The following is a 20,504-nucleotide window of genomic DNA, read 5'->3' on the forward strand; positions in this document are numbered from 1 at the left end:
AACATCGGAAAGCCGGATGAGGGAAAACCTCAAGTCCGGTTTGATGCAGGGGGTGCTGGAAAGTAAAAGGAGGGCTTGCGCCCTCCGATGAAATTTCAGTTCTCTACTCTACATGGTATGAACTGAAACGGCCAATCGTCCTAAGTCTTGCCTTGATTCAGGGTGAATGGCTAGGGGTACGATTGTAACAATTGCTGCTGAGCCGTCCAGGACTTGCTTCAGAAATTCGGGAATTGACATGCAATAAAGAGCAATTACGTATGGTCTGCCTCGCGTGCATGCGCAAGAAGCGGACGCGCTCCGGGAATGAACGCGCCGCGCCGGATGCATAATACAGGCGATGCGGTCAGATCCTGCCGCATGCGTCTCTGACGGAAGGAGCTAAATAGATGGCCATGGCCGATCTGACTCTCCATACGGACAAGTACCAGATTAATATGATGTACGCGCACTGGGTGCAGGGCACGCTCAACGAGCGGGCCGTGTTTGAGATTTACTTCCGCAAGCTGCCGTTCGGTAACGGCTATGCCGTATGCGCCGGTCTCGAGCGGATCGTCCGGTATATCGAGGCGCTCCGATTCGGAGACCGCGAGCTTGCGTATCTGAAACGGCAAGAGGAAAACTATGCGCCAGGTTTTCTAGAAGCGCTCCGCTCCTTCCGCTTCACGGGCAGCCTGCATGCGATGCCGGAGGGAACGCTGGCTTTTCCTAACGAACCGCTCGTTCGGGTCGAAGCGCGCCTCTTCGAAGCGCATCTGATCGAGACGGCCATGCTCAATTTCCTCAATTATCAGACGTTGATCGCAACGAAGGCTTCGCGTATTCGGCAGGTCGCTCCTGACGATATGCTCCTGGAATTCGGCACCCGCAGGGCGCAGGAAGCGGATGCGGCCGTATGGGGAGCGCGCGCCGCCTACGTCGCGGGCTTCCATGCCACCTCGAACATGCGGGCCGGCATGCTGTTCGGGATTCCGTCCAAGGGTACGCATGCGCATGCCTGGGTTCAGGCGTTCGGAACCGAGGAGGAGGCATTCCGCAAATACGCCGAGGCGCTGCCGGATCAGGTGACGCTGCTTGTAGATACGTACGACACGCTTCGCAGCGGCGTGCCCAACGCCATTCGGATCGGCCGTATGCTCGAGGCCTCCGGCAAGCGCATGGTCGGCATCCGGCTTGATAGCGGCGATCTGGCTTACCTTTCGCAGCAGGCGAGAAAGATGCTTGACGATGCAGGGCTCTCCTACGTCAAGATCACCGCGTCCAACGATCTGGACGAGCACATCATCGACAACTTGAAAAGCCAACGCGCGCAAATCGACGTCTGGGGCGTCGGCACGAAGCTGATCACGGCCGCCGATCAGCCTTCGCTCGGCGGCGTGTACAAGATGGTCGCCATCTCGAGAGACGGTACTTACGAACCCGTAATCAAGATCTCGGCCAACCCGGAAAAGGTGACGACTCCCGGTCTTAAGGATGTATATCGCATCATCGGCCGCGACACCGGCAAGGCGGAGGGTGATTATATCGCCCTCAAAGACGAAGAAGACATCCGCGAAGGCCGTCGGATCAAGCTTTTCGATCCGGTGCATCCATACATTCACAAGTACATCGACCGTTACGACGCCCTACCTCTGCTGAAGCCGGTCATCGTGGACGGCGAGCTGGCAGGACCGCTGCCCTCGCTCGAGGAAATCCGCGCATACCACGACGAGCAGATCGGTCAATTTTGGCCGCAATACTTGCGCAAGCTTAATCCTGAGCTTTATCGGGTCAATTTGAGCGAGAAGGCTTGGAAGCTGAAGATGGATTTAATCGCCAGGCATACACAAATTGAACATTTGTAATTTCCATTTACAAACATTAAATGGTAACTGACATATTGATGACATGTAATAGGATAGGGGATCTATAGATTGTGGATAAATCACAAAAGAATTCGCTTTCATTTATCACTTTGCATTGGTAAAGAGAAAACGCGTTAAAGAATAGCCGCTTTTATACACTAAAACGTGTAAAAATTATTTCAACGTTTGATTAAAAAATGTGCAAAATATCATAGATTTCTTAAGAATCTTGCTTTATAATCGCCTAGGAGAGAGAGCATCCGCTAGAAAACTGGAAAAAGTATATGCGATTTATGCTCGATCAAAAATCTGGGGAGGCCAGTACATGAAGACAAGGAAGATTGTGTCAGGTATTCTTACGTTGACGCTGCTCGGTGCTTCGTTGGTTGCTTGCGGCAACAACAATAACAACGCAGGCAGCAGCGCAACCGCCAGCTCCGGTGCAAGCTCGTCCGCGAGCGCGCCAGCCAGCTCCTCCGGCAAGACCGAACTCGTAATGAACTACCGTGCGGATCCGCCGGCGCTTGACGTATCGATCGCGGAGAGCGCTGCATCGTTTACGATTCTCGGCGCTATCAGCGAAGGTCTGTATCGTTTGGATAAAGATTTGCAGCCGCAGCCGGCGCTTGCCGACGGCATGCCGACGATCTCCGATGACGGCTTGGTCTACACGATCAAGCTGAAGTCCGGTCTGACCTGGGCGAACGGCGATCCGCTGACTGCGAAGGACTTTGTTTATTCCTTCAAGCGTACCGTCGATCCGCGCACGAAGGCGACTTACGCTTTCATGGTCGCATGGGTCAAGGGCGGCAACGATGTACTGGCCGCCAAGGACGATGCCGCGATCAAGGCTGCGCAGGACAAGATGGGCGTCGTCGCGAAGGACGACACGACACTGGAGATTACTTTGGACCACCCGGTCCCGTTCTTCACGGCTCAACTGGCGTTCCTGAACTTCTACCCGCAGAACGAGAAGTTCGTCTCCGCGCAAGGCGAGAAGAGCGGCGCAGATGCGGACAAGGTGCTCGGCGCAGGTCCGTTCAAGCTGACCAAGTGGGACCACGAGCAGCAGCTCGTGCTTGAAAAGAACGACAAGTATTGGGATGCTGCCAACGTTAAGCTGACGAAGGTCACGCTGAACATCGTCAAGGATACGTCCACTGGCCTTAACCTGTATGAGACTGGTGCGACAGATTATGCCGACGTCAAGGGCGACCAAATGCTCGCTTACGACGGCAAGCCGGATTTGCAAATGAAGAAGGAGCTCGTGACGGGCTACCTGAACTTCCAAGCGACAAAGGTTCCTGCTTTTGCCAACGCCAAGGTTCGCCAAGCATTCACGATGGCGATCGACCGCGCAGGCGTAGCTAACCTCGTTCTGAAGAACGGCTCCGTTCCTGCGACCGGCTTCGTACCGGCCGGCAACCAGGACGGCAACGGCCAGGACTTCCGTACGGTCGTAGGCGACACCGAGGCTGCTTTCGACGCAGCCAAGGCGAAGCAACTGCTTGCCGAAGGCCTGCAAGAATCCGGCGCTACGCTGCCTAAGCTGTCCATCATGGGCGACGACACGGAGACCGGCAAGAAAATGCTCGAGTACCTCGTTTCCCAATGGAAAACGAACCTGGGCGTAGACGTAACGACCGAACCGCTGCCGCACGCGAACCGTCTGGATCGCGAGCTGTCCAAGAACTACCAGATCGTCAGCACCCTGTGGGGTGCCGATTACAACGATCCGATGACCTGGCTCGACATGTTCCTGACCGGCGGTTCGTTCAACACGCAAGACTGGTCGAACGCCGAGTACGACAAGCTGATCAAGGCCGCTCAACTCGAGACCGACAACGCGAAGCGCGCCGACGAAATGGCGCAAGCGGAGAAGATCCTGCTGAGCGAAGCTGCCGTTACGCCGCTGTACTTCCGTTCCTCGCCGTTCGTCATCAACCCTAAGCTGAAGGATCTGATCCTGCCGCCTTACGGTCCCGATTTCGAATTGAAGTGGGCTCACTTCGAAGGATAAGACAAGCGTCAAGCTTGCTTCACGACTAACGCATCTGGTACAGTCAACGCCAACCATGAGGGAGGCCGTTCTTGAACGGCTTCCTTCATGTGCTTGACGCTCGTAAATTCCTATGAAGGGAGGGTTTTCCATGCTGAAGTTCATCGTGCGCAGATTTATTTATATGGTTATTACGCTCTGGGTCGTCGTTACAGTCACGTTTTTTCTGATGAAGTTGCTGCCGGGCAATCCGTTCGGCGAGAACGCATCGAAGCTGTCGCCCGAGAATCTGCAGATCTTGCGGGAGCAATATGGCCTGGACAAACCCGTCTGGCAGCAATACCTGAAGTATATGGGGAAAGTCGTACAAGGAGACCTTGGCGTCTCTTATCAATACCCGACACGCGAAGTCGTAGGGATCATCAAGCATAATTTCCCGGCATCGCTCGAGCTTGGGATCGAATCGTTGATTTTTGCCGTTATTATCGGCTTATTACTTGGCATTTTCGCGGCGCTTAGGCACAACAAGGCCGGAGACTATACCGCGATGCTCATCGCGATCATCGGCATCTCCGTACCTTCGTTCGTCATCGGGCCGCTGCTCTCATACTTTGTCGGCGTTAAACTCGGCTGGCTGCCTCCCGGCTTATGGACGGGACCTGAACACCGGGTGCTGCCGGCGCTTGCGCTCTCTTTCGGCACGATCGCGATTCTGGCCCGCATGATGCGCGCGTCGATGCTCGACGTTGCCAGCCAGGATTATATCAAGACCGCCAAGTCCAAGGGCATCGGCGGCAATGCGATCGTCTGGAATCACATGATCCGCAACGCCATTTTGCCGGTCGTCACCATTCTTGGTCCGATCGCGGCCAACGTCGTCACGGGAACGCTCGTCGTCGAGACGATCTTCTCCGTGCCGGGACTCGGCCATCAGTTCGTGCAGTCGATTCTGACGACGGACTACACGATGATTGCCGGCCTCGCGATTTTTTACGCGGCTATTCTGATCTTCGTCATGTTCATCACGGATATCGCGTACGGCTTGGTCGATCCGCGTATTCGGTTAGGGAAGGGGAGATAAGGGATGGACAACATCGCCAAGAGCCAATTCGAGCCGGCGGTCAAGTCTGGCGACAGAGAAGCGATTCTTCGCCCTTCCGTCAGTTATTGGCAGGATGCCTGGAGACGCCTTAAGAAAAACAAGCTGGCCATGGCCGGACTTGTCGTCATGATCATCGTCACACTGCTCGCCCTCATCGTGCCTGTCGTCAGCGGCTACGACTACGAGACGCAAAACGCCAGCGCCGTCAACCTTCGTCCGTCCGCCGCCCACTACTTTGGCACGGACGATTTCGGCCGCGATCTGTGGACGCGCGTTTGGTGGGGCGCCCGCATTTCCTTGTTCATCGGCATTATGGCCGCACTGCTCGACCTCGTGATCGGCGTCCTTTACGGTGGCATCTCCGCCTACTTTGGCGGCAAGGTCGACAACATCATGCAACGTTTCATCGAAGTTATTTACTCGATCCCGTACCTGCTGCTCTCCATCCTGCTGTTGATGGTGCTCGGGCCGGGCGTATCGACCATTATATTGGCTTATGCAATCACCGGCTGGGTCTCGATGGCCAGGCTCGTGCGCGGGCAGATGCTCGTGCTCAAGGAGCAGGAGTTCGTGTTGGCCGCCAGAGCGCTGGGCGCGAAGCCGTTCCGCATCATTTTGAAGCATCTGATTCCGAACGCGCTCGGCGTCATCGTCGTGCAGATCACGTTCGTCGTGCCGACGGCCATCTTTGCGGAAGCCTTCCTGAGCTTCATCGGCCTCGGCATCAAGCCGCCGCTTGCATCGCTGGGCAACCTGCTGAGCGACGGCGCGGCCTATATGCGCTATCATCCGCACCGGCTCGTGTTCCCGACGATCGTATTCAGCATGATTTTGCTAAGCTTCAACCTGCTCGGGGACGGCCTGCGGGACGCGCTCGATCCCAAGATGAGAAAATAAGGAGGAGAGTCCGATGAGCACGCCTCTATTGGAAGTAAACAACCTGCGCGTATCGTTCAAGATGCATGCGGGCGAGGTACAAGCGGTTCGCGGCGTCTCCTTTAAATTAGATAAAGGCGAAGTGCTCGCGATCGTGGGAGAATCGGGCAGCGGCAAGTCCGTCACGGCCCAGACGATCATGCGTCTGACGCCGACGCCTCCCAGCTATATTAAAGAAGGTTCGATCGTATACGAAGGCAAGACCGATATCACCAAGCTGAGCGAGTCTCAGATGGGCAAGGTTCGCGGCGCCGAGATGGGCATGATCTTCCAGGACCCGATGACGTCGCTGAATCCGACGATGACCGTCGGCATGCAGATCGCCGAAGGCATCCGCAAGCACGAGAAGCTGTCGAAAAGCGAGGCGCTCTTCCGCGCTGTCGAGCTGCTCAAGCTCGTCGGCATGTCGAATCCGGAAGGCCGCATTCATCAATATCCGCATGAGCTGTCCGGCGGCATGCGTCAGCGCGTCATGATCGCGATCGCGCTGGCTTGCCATCCGAAGCTGCTCATCGCCGACGAGCCCACGACGGCGCTCGACGTGACGATCCAGGCACAGATTATGGACGTCATGCGCGACGTACAGGAGAAGACCGGTACGTCTATCATTTTGATCACGCACGATCTCGGTGTCGTCGCCGAGCTAGCGCAGCGCGTCATCGTCATGTACGCGGGACAGGTTGCCGAACAGGGCAGCCTGCACGATATCTTTTATAATCCTCGTCATCCTTATACCTGGGGACTGCTGAACTCGGTGCCGCGTCTCGACTCCGACAAGAAGAGCGAGCTGTCGTCCATTCCGGGCACGCCGCCGGACCTGTACGCGCCTCCGAAGGGCTGCGCGTTCGCGGCACGTTGTCCGTATGCCATGAAGGTGTGCATGGAGAACGATCCGCCGCTATTCGAGATCGACGGACCGGCTCATACGGCCAAGTGCTGGCTGAACCATCCGGACGCCCCCAAGGTAGAAAGGCCGATCGAGACAGGGGGTGCCGCAAATGTCTAATGCGCCAATTCTGGAACTGACGGATCTGCGCAAGCATTTTAATCTGTCCGGCGGCCGCGTGCTTAAGGCTGTCGACGGCTTGAACTTCAACGTGAAGCGCGGCGAGACGTTCGGCCTCGTCGGCGAGTCCGGCTGCGGCAAGTCGACCGCCGGCCGCACGATCATGCAGCTGTACGAACCGACGTCCGGCAGCATCAAGTTCGACGGCCGCGACGTGAGCAAGCTTACGAAGTCGGAGCGGATCAAGTTCACCAAGGAAATGCAAATGGTGTTCCAGGACCCGTATGCATCGCTTAATCCGCGGATGACGGTCGGCAAGATCATCGGCGAAGGCTTAGAAATTCACGGGCTGGCCTCCGGCCGCAAACGCACGGAACGCGTCGCCGAGCTGCTGGACGCCGTCGGCCTGAACGAAGAACACGCCAACCGGTTCCCGCACGAATTTTCCGGCGGTCAGCGCCAGCGGATCGGCATCGCGCGCGCGCTGGCCATCGAGCCCAAGTTCATCGTGGCGGACGAGCCGATCTCCGCGCTCGACGTATCGGTGCAGGCGCAGGTCGTCAACCTGTTCAAGAAGCTCCAACGCGAGCGCGACCTGACCTATCTGTTCATCGCGCATGACCTGGCGATGGTCAAGCACATCTCGGACCGCATCGGCGTCATGTATCTGGGCAAGCTGGTCGAGGTTGCCGAGTCCGACGAGCTCAATGAGAACCCGCTGCACCCGTACACGCAGTCGCTGCTGTCCGCGATCCCGCTGCCCGATCCCGAGCAGCAAAAGTCGCGCGAGCGTATCATCCTGAAAGGCGAGATTCCGAGCCCGCTGAATCCGCCGAGCGGCTGCCCTTTCCGCACGCGATGCCCGCACGCGATGGACGTCTGCGCCAAGACGATGCCCGAGTTCAAAGAAGCCAAACCAGGCCACTACGTTGCCTGCCATCTCTATTAAAGTAATCGCACGACCCGCGTCGGAGGATACGCCTCCGGCGCGTTTTTTTGTCGCTGCCCCTCTCGGAACCCGTCAACCGGGGCAACCCAGTCAACCGGGGCAACCCCGTCAACCCGTGCGACCCCGTCAACCGGGGCAACCCCGTCAACCGGGGCAACCCCGTCAACCGGGGCAACCCCGTCAACCGGGGCAACCCCGTCAACCGGGGCAACCCCGTCAACCGGGGCAACCCCGTCAACCGGGGCAACCCCGTCAACCGGGGCAACCCCGTCAACCCGGGCGACCCCGACAACCCCGGCATCTCCCAGGCACCCATACTCTTTATGTACTAGTAAGCCTCCTAGGTCCGGTTCCGTAACCTCCGGTAGCTCCGCAAGCTAAACTAGCCCCGAGTAACGTCGAGTAACGCCGAGTAACGCCGAGTAACGCCGAGTAACGCCGAGTAACGCCGAGTAACGCCGAGTAACGCCGAGTAACGCCGAGTAACGCCGAGTAACGCCGAGTAACGCCGAGTAACGCCGAGTAACGCCGAGTAACGCCGAGTAACGCCGAGTAACGCCGAGTAACGCCGAGTAACGCCGAGTAACGCCGAGTAACGCCGAGTAACGCCGAGTAACGCCGAGTAACTCCGAGTAACGCCGAGTAACTCCGAGTAACTCCGAGTAACCCCGATTAACCCCAGTAACCCCGAGTAACCCTCTCCCGCGGGCTCCATTTCAAATAAGTGTCAAAAGGCATTTATTTTTTTCTTCTTCATCAAAATTTGAGGGATAAGGATCAAAAGGCAGTTAATCGTTCAATAATGACTCGTTTTTCGAAGATTTCGTCGAATTAACTGCCTTTTAACAACTATCGCATCCGAAATCACATTTATTCGCTGAATTAACTGCCTTTTGACAACTAATCAATTACTCTGAACGATGTGACTCCACAACGAAAGCCGATGAACGATGAACACAGTAAAGATAATGAGCAACACGAGCACAATAAGCATCATGAGCAGCAATACGACCACAATGAGCATCATGAGCACAATGAGCACGGCCATTCAAAGCCATTTCCAAGCAGCGTCCGTTGCTGCGTACTTTACGATTCGATTTCCTTCCGGCCCGCGAATCTCGGTAAACAAACCTGCCTCACACAACGCGGTAAGCGCACGTTGCGCGGTCCGGTGACCGAGACGCAAATGTGTCAAGACATCGACCGGCCGCAACGGACGTGCGAGTGTAGCAGCCATTCGAATGATCTCGCGCTCGATGAGCTTATCCGTGCCGATCGGGAGCGATTGCGCATGGAAGCGGGCGAGCAGTAGACGCAATAGCGTCACGCACAATTCCGGCCTCGCCGCCACGTCATCATACGCGAAGCTGATGACGTGATAGCCCATCGCGGTCAGAAACGTCTCGCGATTCAGCTCGTTGCAGTATTTCTGCCGGTCCATGTCGCGCACATGCGGACCGAAGCCCTTAATTTCGATGACCAGCTTCACCGCAACGCCGATCCATACAAAATCGCAAAAGTAAGACAAGCCGCGCCAATCCCTCACCTCGTACTCCGGGTGCAGCCCGTCAAAGTGTCCATGCAGCTTCCACCATACGTTTTGACAAAACAGCTTCTCCGCCTCCCGATGTCCGCGTTCCAGTCTACCTCTGCGCTCGCCCGATCTCGCAGACAAATGCTGCGCGATAAAGGCTTTGTGCGCTTGCTCAAATCCCATCGACCCCAACCTCCCGGCAAATAAAAAACGCCCCGCGGCAATCCCCGAAGGGGATGCAGGCGGGACGTTCTTCGTCTCGATAGTTACATTATAGAAGGGGAGCCGCACGACGGCAACCTGTTATTGAACTTGCTCGCTAACTCGTCTTGCTCGCTAGCTCGACTTGCTCGCTAACTCGACTTGCTCGCTAACTCGACTTGCTTGCTAACTCGACTTGCTCGCTAGCTCGACTTGCACGCCTAGCTCGCCTGACAGTCAGATCTTACTTCAACCCCGCCCAAGCCGGCTCCTGGATCTCCAGCCAGCGGTTGCGGATGTCGAGGATCTCGCGGTCGGGGAGCTTGCTCTTGGCAGCATATCCGATATTTTGCCGGAAATGCGCCAGGTTGGTCGTACCTACGATGGCGGTGTCGACGTAAGGGACGGAGAGCACGAAGCGCAGCGCCTTCTCGGCGATGGCGTCGGAGTCGTTTTTCAGGAACGGATAATCGAGCTTTTCCAGCCGCTCCACATAAGGGTCGGGCGCGTTCTCGAGCCCCTGCCGCACCCACACCGCGTTGGCGATCGGCCGCTTCGCGATGATGCCCATATCGCGTTTGGCCGCCTCGCTCACGGTGAGCTGCAGCGCTTCCTGGTCGGCGATGTTGATCGACGTCTCGAGCGCGTCGAAGACGCCTGTGTTCACCGCGTACAACGCATCCGTGCTGTCGCCGCTGTATCCGATATAGCGCGTCAGGCCTTCCCGCTTCAGATCGCGCAGCGCCTCAATCAAATCGCCTTGCCGCAGCACGGCTTCCGAGCAGCTGTGGATCATCATGAGGTCGACGTAGTCGGTCCGCAGGTCCCGCAGCGTACGCTCGATGCTTGGCCGTACGTTGCGCACGTCCCAATCCGGATAGGGAAGGCCGACGCTCTCGCCTTCGCCGAGCTTGCTGAAGACGTAGTATTCGCTGCGCCGGCTCGAGACGAGCTGGCCGATCAGGCTCTCGCTGCGTTTGTAGCTCGATGCGGAATCCAGCACGTTGACGCCCTCATCCAGCAGCGCGTTGAGCAGATCGCCGACCTCGCGGTCCGTCGCCTTTGAGCTATCCATGCCGATCTCGGCGCTGCCGAAGCCGAGCACGGACACCTTCATATCGGTTTTGCCGAATTTACGCGTCTCCAAATCCAATTCCCTCCCGTAATTCGATTGTTGGTCTTGCTACCCCATTTGTACCCTTGATGGCTGCACCTAACGCATAAAAACAGGCATAATGCCGCACAAGCCGCTCACCTCTGGGCTGGTCCCCGCATATGCTGAATCCAGAAACATAGTCGCCTGCCTTTCCTTCCAGCGCGTTTCCCGTTCGTATCCATACAGGGTCGGTTTCGCTTTTCAGAGCGCCAGTGTTAAAATGGAAAGAGCTAGTCCGCATTTCGGAAGGAGATCTGCAAGATGGCGAACACCTATGTGTACACCCGCAGAGAAGAAGTGGCCAACGCCATTACGCATGGATTGGGCGCAGTCCTCAGCGTCTCGGCGCTGACGATTCTAATCGTCTACGCGAGTCTGTACGGGACGGCCTGGCATGTGACGAGCTTCGCGATCTACGGCACGACCATGCTTCTTTTGTATACGGCTTCGACGCTCGTTCACGCGCTCCAGGAGGGTCGACTGAAGGACTTGTTCGAGACCTTCGACCATTCTTGCATTTATTTGTTCATTGCCGGCACATACACGCCGATCTTATTGACCGTGCTTCGCAGCCCGTTGGGGTGGACGCTGTTCGGCCTTGTATGGGGGCTTGCGATCGGCGGCGTTATTTTTAAAGCGTTTTTTACGAAAAAGTTCCTCTACTTGTCCACGTTAGTCTACATTTTAATGGGATGGATGATCGTATTCGCCTGGGGGCCGCTTACTGCGGCTTTGTCGACGGGAGGCATGCAGCTGCTTATCGGCGGCGGATTGCTGTATACGATCGGCGCGATCTTCTACGTTTGGCGCGGCTTTCCTTACCATCACGCGATCTGGCATCTGTTCGTTCTCGGCGGCTCGATCGCGCACTTTTTCGCAATTCTGTTGTTCGTTCTGCGAATTTACTAATATTTCCCCGGAAATTGTAGTAGAATGGCCCATTATACCGTTATTTTTACCGGGGGCAGCGCATGATTAACACATTGATCGCCAACTTTGCTTTGTTGACCGCTTTCCTGTTTTTCTTTAACGCCTTGTACGGCAAATATGAAGCGGACGGCCACAAACCGCGGCGGATTGTCGCCTCCGGAGCCGTCTCGCACGGCGCGTTCGCCCTCGTGCTCATGTACTTCAGCGTACGGCTTGACGCGCATGTGCTTCTCGACTTTAGACAGCTGATGATAATTTGCTCGGCGGCTTTCGGCGGACCGGTTGCAGCGTTGATTACGGCGGGGATCGTCATGCTTGGCCGCATCCTGATGTTTGGAGGAATCAACGAAGCTTCGCTGATCGCATGCGCCTCGGCGCTCGTAGTGGCTGCAGGCAGCGGCGCCATAAGCCGCTGGCTGCCAAGGCGGTACGGGCGCTTCTGGCTGTTGTCGATCGCGCTCTGCATGCTATGCACGACGATTACGTTCAGCATCCTGCTTGGCAAGCAAGCTATGGATGTTTTGCCTCCGTTTTTTCTCATTATGGCGATCGGCGGGATCATTGTCAGCGGTCTGACGGCTTACTTCTCGACGGCCAACCGGCTGCAGCTGGAGCTGCGTTCGAGCGAGCGGCGTTACAGGCAATTACATGGGCTGCAACAATCGATTCTGCAGTCCGCGTCCGACGTGGCGATCGTGGCGGCGGACCTTGCGGGGCGCGTCACGCTGTTCAACAAGGGCGCCGAGAAGCTGCTTGGTTACGATGCCGACGATGTGGTCGGACGCACGATGCCTGAGGTGCATGCGGCTGCCGGCCATGATCGCGCGTCGTCGGACAAGCCCGGCAAGGCAAATACGGGTGCGAGGGACGTCGATGCGCTCGCCGTCTTCGTGCAGCGGATGATGTACGGCAGCGCGGACGAGCAGGAAAGGACGATCGGACGCAGCGACGGAACCGCTTTTGTGGCTAATGTGATCGTGTCGCACGTGCTCGATTCCGATGGCGAAATCATCGGATATATGAGCGTGTCCACGGATATCACGGAGCGCAAGCTCGCCGAGGAAAAGCTGAAGGAGGCGAACAGCCTGCTGCAGAGGCTCTCCCTGCTGGACGGTCTGACGGGCATCGCGAATCGTCGGCGCTTCGATCAGGCGTTGACCGCCGCCTGGGCGTCGTCCGTCTCGGAGGGCTCGCCGCTCGCGCTCATTTTGTTCGATATCGACTACTTTAAAAAGTTTAACGACGCATACGGCCACCAGGCCGGCGACGATTGCCTGGTTCAGGTCGCGGCCGCCGCGACGGCATCCCTGCGTACAGGTGCAGATACCGTGGCCCGTTACGGCGGCGAAGAGTTCGGCGTCATCTTGCCCGGAGCGGAGGCGGCAGAGGCGTTGGTCGTCGCCGAGCGGATCCGCGCCGCCATCCTGGACCTCGCGATTCCGCACATCGGCTCGTCCGAGGGGGTCGTGACGCTTAGTCTCGGCATCGCTTGCCAGGTTCACGGCAGTGCCGACAGCGAGCAGCGACTGATCGCCCAGGCGGATGCGGCTCTTTACGAGGCCAAGCAGTCCGGCAGAAACCGTACCATGGCCGCCAAGGAATCCCTCGGCACGCCTGCGGTCCGCTGACCGCAATTGGATTCATTCTCTCGAATAGGTTTGGAATGCGCTTTCCGCGTTTAATTAGGGGTATGCGCTTTGACCATGCTCGGCGGAGGGGGCGATCGGAATGAAGCATCATGTCAACAGCTGGTCATTTGAAAAATGGATGGGTCCGCTGACTTACGTGGAATGGGATGCGGGCGCTTCGGCACTGACGACGAGCGTCGAGACACATCCCGAGCGGTGGGGGCTGCCCGAGCTGATCGCTCGTCTCGGCGCCGAAGGCTATGGCGGGATCGAGCTTGCTTATCCGCATCTAAAGGACAGCTCGGCCGAGGGCCTGTCCGAATTGAGACGGATCGCGGCGCTTGCGGGGGTGGAGCTGAATTCCCTGCTGCTCGACTTCGGCGATCCGGGAACTGGCGACGCGGCCAGGCGCGACGCGGAAATGGCGCTGTATCGCGAATGGATCGACGCTGCTGCGGAGGCGGGGTTCCGCAGAGTCCGCATCGGAGCGGGCGACGGCGACGACGAGGCGTCGTTTGCCCGCGCTGCCAAGACGCTCTCGCTGCTGGCGGCTTACGCGGGGAATGTCGGCGTCCGGGTCGTCACGGAAAATCTCGGCGGCTTGCTGAGCCGTTCCGAGCGCGTGCTGCGCATGCTGAGCGAGACGGGCGGCAGCGTCGGGCTAACGGCGGACTTCGGCAATTTTAAGCAGGACAAGTATCGTCAGCTGGAAGCCATTCTTCCGCAAGCCGAGACCGTCCACGCCAAGGCGCGGGAGGATGGAGGCGGCCAGCTGGATTCCATGGACTTCAGGCGATGCATTGAACTCGCCAGGCAAGCCGGATACGAGGGGCCGCTCTCGTTGACGTATTTGGGCGAGCGGGATCCGTGGCCGGCGCTTGCCGAGATGCGGGAGCTGGCCGCGCTCAAGCCGGCTGCAGTCCCAAGACCGTTATAGCGCCTGGCACTGCCATCATTCGAAAAACCTCATACCTGCAAGACCGCATCCTGCCCGCGCGCTTCGTCCCTGGAAGTCGCATACATGCGCGTCTTGAACGTCCGCGGGCATAAGTCCGCGGTTTTTTGCTACAATCCGACGCAGTCCGTTGCCTGCACACTTTACAACCAAGGAGGAGATTGGCATGCAGAGAGGATCGACCGCCTTACAGACGCCGGCATTCGTCGCTTCGTACGATTATCGCGCCCAGGAAGGGACGGAGCGTTACTTTGACTACGCGAGGACCGTCGCGAGAATCGCCGGCTTGCTCTCGGAACGCTTCGGCTGCGAATTCAAGCTTTACGACCAGGCGGATCAAGGAGACGTATGGGACGGCTTGGCCGAAGACATCGAATCGGATTATCCGGGACTCGTCCACGTTGCATCCGTCTTCGACCTTGTCGAATCCAGGCAAATCTCCTTTCAGCCGAAGCTCGGCGAGACGATCTACCGGATGCGGCCCTCGGTCCGCAACAATCTGTTCGCTTACCCGGAATACCGCGTCGCGCTGGTCAGGATGCCGATGCTCGTTCATCTGGGGCTGCTCTCTACCGAGGACCTGATCTTTGCGTCCGACGACGAACAGCTCAGCGCCTGTCTGCAGGCGATGCAGCTGCGGCGTTCGGAGGAGCGCAAGATGCATGTTTACACCGACACGCGCGAAGGGCTCCAGCATTGCCGCGAGCCGATCTCCCAGGCGATTCCCCGGGAAGACGTCGTGATGGACGAGACGCTCAAGCAGCAGATTTTCCGCTCCGTGGACGAATTTTTCGGCGGCGACCGGACGTTTTTCGAGCAATACCAGATTCCGTACAAGCGAGGCATCCTTCTTTACGGCAAGCCTGGCAACGGCAAGACGACGCTGGTCCAATCAATCGCCGGCAGCGTAGAGTCGCCGGTTTTCTACTGGCAGATCACCGAATATACGAACAGCGAGTCGATCCGCGAGGTGTTCGCCGCCGCCGTCAAGCAAGCGCCTTCCGTGCTTGTCATCGAGGACATCGATTCGATGCCCGACTCGTGCCGGTCGTTTTTCCTTAATATATTGGACGGCGCGACGGCCAAGGAAGGCGTATTCCTGATCGGAACGACCAATTATCCGCAAAAAATCGATCCTGCGCTGATCAATCGCGCCGGCCGGTTCGATCGGGCTTACGAAGTCAAGCTACCGGACGATGCGCTGCGTCTGGCGTACTTGCGGCGCAAGGGACTCGCCGAATTGGCCGGGGAGGAGCAGGCCGCTCATGCCGCGGAACGTACCCAAGGCTTTTCGCTCGCGCAGCTCAACGAGCTGTACGTATCCGCGGCGTTGCAGAAGCGTTACGACGATCATATCGATCTGGAGCAGCTGGTGCTCGGACTTCGCAACGATCTGGACAAGGCACGCAAGCGGGATTGGCTGAACGGCACGGACTGGGGCGGCGCCTCTAATCGCATTGGATTCCAATGAAATTACTAGGAATTATAAAGGTGTTGCAGGAATTTAGCGATAAGGATCGAATTGTTACATTGTCGAATCTTACCAATTCCCGAGGAGCGTGACTTTACTCATGTCCGAGCAACAATATCAACCCGAAACGCTAGCGGTCCATGCAGGCCAACAGATCGATCCGACGACCTTGTCGCGCGCTGTGCCGATCTACCAAACTTCCTCCTACGGCTTCCGCGACGCGGAGCACGCGGCGAACCTGTTTGCGCTGAAGGAATTCGGCAACATTTACACGCGGCTCATGAACCCGACCTCGGACGTATTCGAAAACCGCATTGCGGCGCTCGAAGGCGGCGCTGCCGCGCTTGCGACGGCATCCGGCCAGGCGGCTATTACTTATTCGATCCTGAATATCGCCGGCGTCGGCGACGAGGTCGTGTCGTCCTCGACGCTGTACGGCGGCACTTATAATCTGTTCTCTACGACCCTGCCCAAGCTGGGTGTCAACGTGAAGTTCGTCGATGCGGCCGACCCGGAGAATTTCCGCGCGGCGATCACCGACAAGACGAAGGCGCTGTACGCCGAGACGATCGGCAATCCGAAAGGCGACGTGCTCGATATCGAAGCAGTCGCCAAGATTGCGCACGAGAACGGCATTCCGCTTATCGTGGACAACACGTTCCCGAGCCCGTATCTTCTCCGTCCGATCGAGTGGGGGGCGGATATCGTCGTGCACTCGGCGACGAAGTTCATCGGCGGCCACGGCACCTCGATCGGCGGCGTGATCGTCGACGGCGGCAAGTTCGACTGGGCGGCCAGCGGCAAGTTCCCTGGACTCACGACGCCCGACCCGAGCTATCACGGCGTCGTCTACAGCGAGGCGGTCGGTCCGATTGCGTACATCATCAAAGCGCGCGTGCAGCTGATGCGCGACATGGGCGCCGCGATCTCGCCGTTCAACTCGTTCCTGCTGCTGCAGGGCCTCGAGACGCTGCATCTGCGGATGGAGCGCCACAGCAGCAATGCGCTTGAGGTGGCCCGTTACCTCGAGAATCACCCGCATGTCGAGTGGGTGAGCTACACCGGCCTGCCTAGCCACGAGTCGTACGAGCTCGCCAAGAAGTACCTGCCGAAGGGGCAGGGCGCGATTCTGACGTTCGGCATCAAGGGCGGCGTCGAAGCGGGCAAAAAGGTCATCTCTAACGTGAAGCTGCTGTCCCACCTGGCGAACGTCGGCGACTCCAAGTCGCTGATCATCCACCCGGCCAGCACGACGCACCAGCAGCTCTCGGAAGAACAACAGAACGCGAGCGGCGTCAGCCCGAACCTGATCCGCTTGTCGATCGGCACCGAGTCGATCGTCGATATTCTGGCGGATCTCGGACAAGCGATCGAAGCGAGCCAGCAATAATTCATCTTTTTTGATTCGAAGACGATCTCTTCGGCTGCCCGTCGGCCGCGGAGGTCGTTTTCCTTTGCGCGGGGAATATATAATGGTTAGGCCTGCAATCGGCGAATGGAAGGCGGTTCGGATATGGAGAGCAAGCTGCGATACCGCAAGGACGGAACGTTTAAGATCGTACAATTTACCGATCTGCACTGGCAGAACGGCGAGTCCGAGGATGGGAAGACGAAGCGGTTGATGGAGCGGATTCTTGGCGAGGAAAAGCCGGACCTGGTCGTCTTTACAGGAGACATCGTCTTCAGTCTGGGCTGCCGGGATCCATACGCATCCATTGCGCAAGCGGTGTCGACGGTAGCGCAGAGCGGGACGCCTTGGGCTGCCGTCTTCGGCAACCACGACAGCGAAGGCGACGTGTCGCGCGCGCGGCTTATGGAAACGCTGGTCGGGCAGCGTGGATGCCTTGCCAGCGCGGGACCAGACGCGATCCACGGCGTCGGCAACTATGCGCTTACAATTGACAATGCAAACGGCGAAACACGTCACGCGCTCTATTTTTTGGACTCCGGCAGCTATTCCGAGCTGGACCGGATCCCTGGCTACGACTGGATCCGCGAGGACCAGATCGACTGGTTCAGAGAGAAGGCCGCGTCATTAAGTTCGAAGAGCGCAGCGCAGCTGAACTCACTCGTCTTTTTTCATATTCCGCTGCCCGAGTACAAGGAAGCCTGGCTGACGCGTCGGTGCGACGGGCGCAGATTCGAAGACATTTCTTGTCCCAAGCTGAATTCGGGCATGTTCGCGGCCATGGCGGAGGCGGGCGGCGTGCTCGGCACGTTCTGCGGGCACGATCATATCAACGACTTTGAAGGGACGCTGCACGGCATCCGGCTGACTTACGGGAGATCGACAGGCTATCATACTTACGGCAGGCTGGGGTTCAAACGGGGAGCGAGGGTGATCGAGCTGCAGGAGGAAGGCGCGCGGTATACCACTTGGATCAGGCTGGCCAACGGCCGGAAGCTGTCCGCACCGAGAATCCACAAGCCCCGCAAAAAGCGGCGGTAAATAAAGGATCAGCGCCCTCGCTTGTGCCCGGCTTGCGGCAGAAGGAGCGGCGCTGATCGGCCTTCCTATTCGGTTGGATCTGGGTATACGGCTTGCGGACCCACTCGCTCCGCAGCGCTTCCGGATTTAACTTGCCTTCGCGTACAGCTTTGCGCCTTGCCTTTTTCGAACCTGACATTCCCATTCGGAAACACCTCCGCTTATCAAGATTAAGCTCGATTGTAACGCATCCTTCCATGTTGGGCAATAGGCATCGGCACGAAGGAGACGCGGTTAAACTTATCGGGCCGATTCGCCCTTTATACCCTTCGCGGACTATAATAGGGAGAACGATAGAGCGAGGAGCGCTGCTTAACGATGCCCCACTTATACTTTAGAGGCCTGTCCGTCGAACAGGTCCAAGCCATCGGCGGTTCGCTGGAGACCGAGCTGTCCGCGATTATCGGCTGCGAGCCGAGCGATCTCATGCTGGAAATCATTCCTACGACATGCGTGTCCGGAGGCCGGATCGCGCCTTCCTATCCCTTTGTCGAGGTCGCCTGGTTCGAGCGCGGCCGGGAGATTCGCGACGCGGTCGCCCGCTGCCTGGACAAGCATATCCGCGACAGCGACGTGCCGGAAGCCGAGGTTGCGTTCCGCAGCTACCGGCCGTCCGACTATTATGCGAACGGCAAGCCGTTCGGCGTCGATCCTGCGGAGGCGGAGCTCGAAGCGCTGCGCGCGGACAACGCCAAGCTGAAGGATGATCTGGCCCGCGCGCGTAAAGCCGCGGCCGCCGCGGCCGCAGGCTCGATGTCGACCCGTCTGCGGGACGCGCTGAGAGAGTAGCCACCGGGAGGATTCGTACATGATCGTTTTTTATTACCTGCTGGCGGTCAATCTGATCGCCTTCATCATTATGGGCTACGACAAGACGAAGGCCATGCACAAGGAACGACGCGTACCCGAGAAGCGGCTGTTCCTGATCGCGACGATCGGCGGTGCGCTCGGCATGCTGCTAGGCATGCGCTTTTTCCGCCACAAAACAAAGCACCGCTCCTTCACGGCTGGCATTCCTGCCTTGCTCGTGCTGAACGCGGTGCTGGTCATGGTTTGGTTCGGTCGCTAGTTTAGCGAGAGGCGGCGAAGTTATCTGGCGTCGTCGGGATCCGGGGCCGGGTCGGTGCCGACGACATCGGCCAGCTTCAGGTCACTCGGCTCATGAATGCCGGCCTCGGCGCGAAGGGCATCGAGCGCTTGCTCTAGATCGTCTTCCTTGACGATAATATAAGGGCTCTCCCAACGGCTCTCGAGCGGCAGCACGTTCAGCGTGTCCGGCTTCATGTCCTTCACGTTATAAATATAATCGCGGAGGATCGATTCGGGAATGTCGGTCTGCACGTTTTTGCCGAGCAGGTCGAGCACCTTGCCCCACTGCAGCATCCCCTGGAACGAAGCGAGCTTGTCGGTGAGCTGGTTGAGCACTTGCTGCTGGCGCGCGTTGCGGGCAATGTCCGAGGATTCGGCGGTGCCGCGGTTCGATTTGCGGTACCGGACGAAGTCGAGCGCTTTGGCGCCGTCCAGATGCTGGTAGCCTTTTTTCAGATCGATGTCGGTGCCGTCTGCGTTATCCACGTAACGCATATCCATGTCGACGTCGATGTCGACGCCGCCGACCGCGTCCACCAGCTTGCGCAACCCGTCGAAGTTGATCATGATCATATAGTCGATTGGGAAGTCGAACAGGTCGCTGTAGAATTCCTTCGTATTCTCCATCGCCGTATCTTTGTCTTTGTTGTAAAAATAGGCGTAGTAGTAGTTTGCCTTGTGAGAGCCTAGGTCCTCCGGCTTAAGCTGAAGGTCGCGGGGCAGGGAGATCAAGCTGGCCGAATTGGTCACCGGATTAAGGCTGCCGAGCATCAGGACGTCCGTATTAAGCGTGCCGCCGCTCCCTTCCCTGTTGTCGATGCCTGCCAGCAGGAAGGTGACGGGCTTCTTGATCAGCGTGCTGTCGCTTGCGTAATCGGCGTCTTCTTGCTGCTCTCCGGACGCCGTGGCGGACGGAGCAGGGGATGGGGCGGGCTCGTTGCCGGCCATGAGCGTGATGGCATGATTCGCTTTGTACACCAGGTATCCGGCGTAGCTTCCGACGACGATCACGAGAGCGCCGACGACAATTCCCGCATATTTTAGCGTTTTGCGCATCAAGGCGCGTTTTTTTTCTGGCGTGTTCATTATGTTCCTCCGCATGATTTGAAATTAAAAAATGAGGCAACCCTTTCTATTTTAGGGCAAACGCCCTAAGAGTAAAGAAAGAAATTCCACATTATTTGACGATTTGAAGACTGAATCGGTTGCGGATTTC

The 20,504-nt window shown here is 58.0% G+C and carries 17 protein-coding genes; 14 read left to right on the top strand and 3 right to left on the bottom strand.

What is annotated here, in order from left to right:
- Window positions 1-389 precede the first annotated feature (389 nt).
- The 6 genes from ACFSR7_RS32485 (at window position 390) to ACFSR7_RS32510 (ending at window position 7,836) form a co-directional block, all read left to right on the top strand.
- Window positions 390-1,844 (top strand): nicotinate phosphoribosyltransferase, encoded by a 1,455-nt coding sequence (locus tag ACFSR7_RS32485; RefSeq protein WP_378168812.1) that lies wholly within the window; start codon window positions 390-392, stop codon window positions 1,842-1,844.
- A 325-nt stretch (window positions 1,845-2,169) separates the two neighbouring features.
- Window positions 2,170-3,864 (top strand): peptide ABC transporter substrate-binding protein, encoded by a 1,695-nt coding sequence (locus ACFSR7_RS32490; RefSeq protein WP_378168813.1) that lies wholly within the window; start codon window positions 2,170-2,172, stop codon window positions 3,862-3,864.
- Window positions 3,865-3,994: 130 nt separating this feature from the next.
- On the top strand, window positions 3,995-4,924 hold the full coding sequence (locus ACFSR7_RS32495; RefSeq protein WP_378168814.1) for an ABC transporter permease: 930 nt from the start codon (window positions 3,995-3,997) through the stop codon (window positions 4,922-4,924).
- Between the two features lie 3 nt (window positions 4,925-4,927).
- Window positions 4,928-5,842 (top strand): ABC transporter permease, encoded by a 915-nt coding sequence (locus tag ACFSR7_RS32500; protein ID WP_378119687.1) that lies wholly within the window; start codon window positions 4,928-4,930, stop codon window positions 5,840-5,842.
- 13 nt (window positions 5,843-5,855) lie between these two features.
- Window positions 5,856-6,887, top strand: coding sequence for an ABC transporter ATP-binding protein (locus tag ACFSR7_RS32505; RefSeq protein ID WP_378168815.1), 1,032 nt, complete (start codon window positions 5,856-5,858; stop codon window positions 6,885-6,887).
- Window positions 6,880-7,836 (top strand): ABC transporter ATP-binding protein, encoded by a 957-nt coding sequence (locus ACFSR7_RS32510; protein WP_378168816.1) that lies wholly within the window; start codon window positions 6,880-6,882, stop codon window positions 7,834-7,836. Before ACFSR7_RS32505 ends, ACFSR7_RS32510 begins: the two co-directional genes overlap by 8 nt.
- 1,048 nt (window positions 7,837-8,884) lie before the next feature.
- On the opposite strand, the gene ACFSR7_RS32515 is transcribed toward ACFSR7_RS32510, so the two are convergent.
- Window positions 8,885-9,553, bottom strand: a complete 669-nt coding sequence (locus ACFSR7_RS32515; protein WP_378168817.1) for a DUF559 domain-containing protein — start codon at window positions 9,551-9,553, stop codon at window positions 8,885-8,887.
- A gap of 262 nt (window positions 9,554-9,815) precedes the next feature.
- The gene (locus tag ACFSR7_RS32520) at window positions 9,816-10,718 is read right to left on the bottom strand and encodes an aldo/keto reductase (protein ID WP_378168818.1); all 903 of its coding nucleotides are present in this window, start codon (window positions 10,716-10,718) and stop codon (window positions 9,816-9,818) included.
- Window positions 10,719-10,988: 270 nt separating this feature from the next.
- Between ACFSR7_RS32520 and trhA the strand changes: the two genes are divergently transcribed.
- The 8 genes from trhA to ACFSR7_RS32560 all read left to right on the top strand — a co-directional run bounded on the left by trhA (window position 10,989) and on the right by ACFSR7_RS32560 (window position 19,268).
- Window positions 10,989-11,636: a PAQR family membrane homeostasis protein TrhA gene (gene trhA, locus ACFSR7_RS32525; RefSeq protein WP_378168819.1), complete on the top strand. Its 648-nt coding sequence runs from the start codon at window positions 10,989-10,991 to the stop codon at window positions 11,634-11,636.
- A gap of 62 nt (window positions 11,637-11,698) precedes the next feature.
- Complete coding sequence (locus ACFSR7_RS32530; protein WP_378168820.1) at window positions 11,699-13,285, top strand: GGDEF domain-containing protein; 1,587 nt, start codon at window positions 11,699-11,701, stop codon at window positions 13,283-13,285.
- A 100-nt stretch (window positions 13,286-13,385) separates the two neighbouring features.
- The gene (locus ACFSR7_RS32535) at window positions 13,386-14,222 is read left to right on the top strand and encodes a sugar phosphate isomerase/epimerase family protein (protein WP_378168821.1); all 837 of its coding nucleotides are present in this window, start codon (window positions 13,386-13,388) and stop codon (window positions 14,220-14,222) included.
- Window positions 14,223-14,406: 184 nt separating this feature from the next.
- The gene (locus ACFSR7_RS32540) at window positions 14,407-15,711 is read left to right on the top strand and encodes an AAA family ATPase (RefSeq protein WP_378168822.1); all 1,305 of its coding nucleotides are present in this window, start codon (window positions 14,407-14,409) and stop codon (window positions 15,709-15,711) included.
- Between the two features lie 100 nt (window positions 15,712-15,811).
- Complete coding sequence (locus ACFSR7_RS32545; protein ID WP_378168823.1) at window positions 15,812-17,101, top strand: homocysteine synthase; 1,290 nt, start codon at window positions 15,812-15,814, stop codon at window positions 17,099-17,101.
- A gap of 123 nt (window positions 17,102-17,224) precedes the next feature.
- Complete coding sequence (locus ACFSR7_RS32550) at window positions 17,225-18,160, top strand: metallophosphoesterase family protein (protein WP_378168824.1); 936 nt, start codon at window positions 17,225-17,227, stop codon at window positions 18,158-18,160.
- A 357-nt stretch (window positions 18,161-18,517) separates the two neighbouring features.
- Complete coding sequence (locus tag ACFSR7_RS32555; RefSeq protein WP_378168825.1) at window positions 18,518-18,988, top strand: DUF1904 family protein; 471 nt, start codon at window positions 18,518-18,520, stop codon at window positions 18,986-18,988.
- 19 nt (window positions 18,989-19,007) lie between these two features.
- The gene (locus tag ACFSR7_RS32560; RefSeq protein ID WP_090108560.1) at window positions 19,008-19,268 is read left to right on the top strand and encodes a DUF1294 domain-containing protein; all 261 of its coding nucleotides are present in this window, start codon (window positions 19,008-19,010) and stop codon (window positions 19,266-19,268) included.
- A 20-nt stretch (window positions 19,269-19,288) separates the two neighbouring features.
- Here ACFSR7_RS32560 and ACFSR7_RS32565 read toward each other — a convergent pair whose 3' ends face one another.
- A complete protein-coding gene (locus ACFSR7_RS32565; RefSeq protein ID WP_378168826.1) occupies window positions 19,289-20,374 on the bottom strand; it encodes an LCP family protein in 1,086 nt (361 codons plus the stop codon).
- Window positions 20,375-20,504 lie beyond the last annotated feature (130 nt).

The sequence above is a fragment of the Cohnella sp. GCM10020058 genome (genome assembly GCF_042683485.1).
Classification (GTDB): domain Bacteria; phylum Bacillota; class Bacilli; order Paenibacillales; family Paenibacillaceae; genus Cohnella.

What these genes read in the sequence shown, in the direction of transcription:
- ACFSR7_RS32565 (WP_378168826.1), bottom strand. Translation starts at nt 20,374, where the DNA reads ATGAACACGCCAGAAAAAAAACGCGCCTTGATGCGCAAAACGCTAAAA.
- ACFSR7_RS32495 (WP_378168814.1), top strand. Translation starts at nt 3,995, where the DNA reads ATGCTGAAGTTCATCGTGCGCAGATTTATTTATATGGTTATTACGCTC.
- ACFSR7_RS32515 (WP_378168817.1), bottom strand. Translation starts at nt 9,553, where the DNA reads ATGGGATTTGAGCAAGCGCACAAAGCCTTTATCGCGCAGCATTTGTCT.
- ACFSR7_RS32555 (WP_378168825.1), top strand. Translation starts at nt 18,518, where the DNA reads ATGCCCCACTTATACTTTAGAGGCCTGTCCGTCGAACAGGTCCAAGCC.
- ACFSR7_RS32535 (WP_378168821.1), top strand. Translation starts at nt 13,386, where the DNA reads ATGAAGCATCATGTCAACAGCTGGTCATTTGAAAAATGGATGGGTCCG.
- trhA (WP_378168819.1), top strand. Translation starts at nt 10,989, where the DNA reads ATGGCGAACACCTATGTGTACACCCGCAGAGAAGAAGTGGCCAACGCC.
- ACFSR7_RS32490 (WP_378168813.1), top strand. Translation starts at nt 2,170, where the DNA reads ATGAAGACAAGGAAGATTGTGTCAGGTATTCTTACGTTGACGCTGCTC.
- ACFSR7_RS32485 (WP_378168812.1), top strand. Translation starts at nt 390, where the DNA reads ATGGCCATGGCCGATCTGACTCTCCATACGGACAAGTACCAGATTAAT.
- ACFSR7_RS32530 (WP_378168820.1), top strand. Translation starts at nt 11,699, where the DNA reads ATGATTAACACATTGATCGCCAACTTTGCTTTGTTGACCGCTTTCCTG.
- ACFSR7_RS32550 (WP_378168824.1), top strand. Translation starts at nt 17,225, where the DNA reads ATGGAGAGCAAGCTGCGATACCGCAAGGACGGAACGTTTAAGATCGTA.
- ACFSR7_RS32540 (WP_378168822.1), top strand. Translation starts at nt 14,407, where the DNA reads ATGCAGAGAGGATCGACCGCCTTACAGACGCCGGCATTCGTCGCTTCG.
- ACFSR7_RS32510 (WP_378168816.1), top strand. Translation starts at nt 6,880, where the DNA reads ATGTCTAATGCGCCAATTCTGGAACTGACGGATCTGCGCAAGCATTTT.
- ACFSR7_RS32545 (WP_378168823.1), top strand. Translation starts at nt 15,812, where the DNA reads ATGTCCGAGCAACAATATCAACCCGAAACGCTAGCGGTCCATGCAGGC.
- ACFSR7_RS32560 (WP_090108560.1), top strand. Translation starts at nt 19,008, where the DNA reads ATGATCGTTTTTTATTACCTGCTGGCGGTCAATCTGATCGCCTTCATC.
- ACFSR7_RS32505 (WP_378168815.1), top strand. Translation starts at nt 5,856, where the DNA reads ATGAGCACGCCTCTATTGGAAGTAAACAACCTGCGCGTATCGTTCAAG.
- ACFSR7_RS32500 (WP_378119687.1), top strand. Translation starts at nt 4,928, where the DNA reads ATGGACAACATCGCCAAGAGCCAATTCGAGCCGGCGGTCAAGTCTGGC.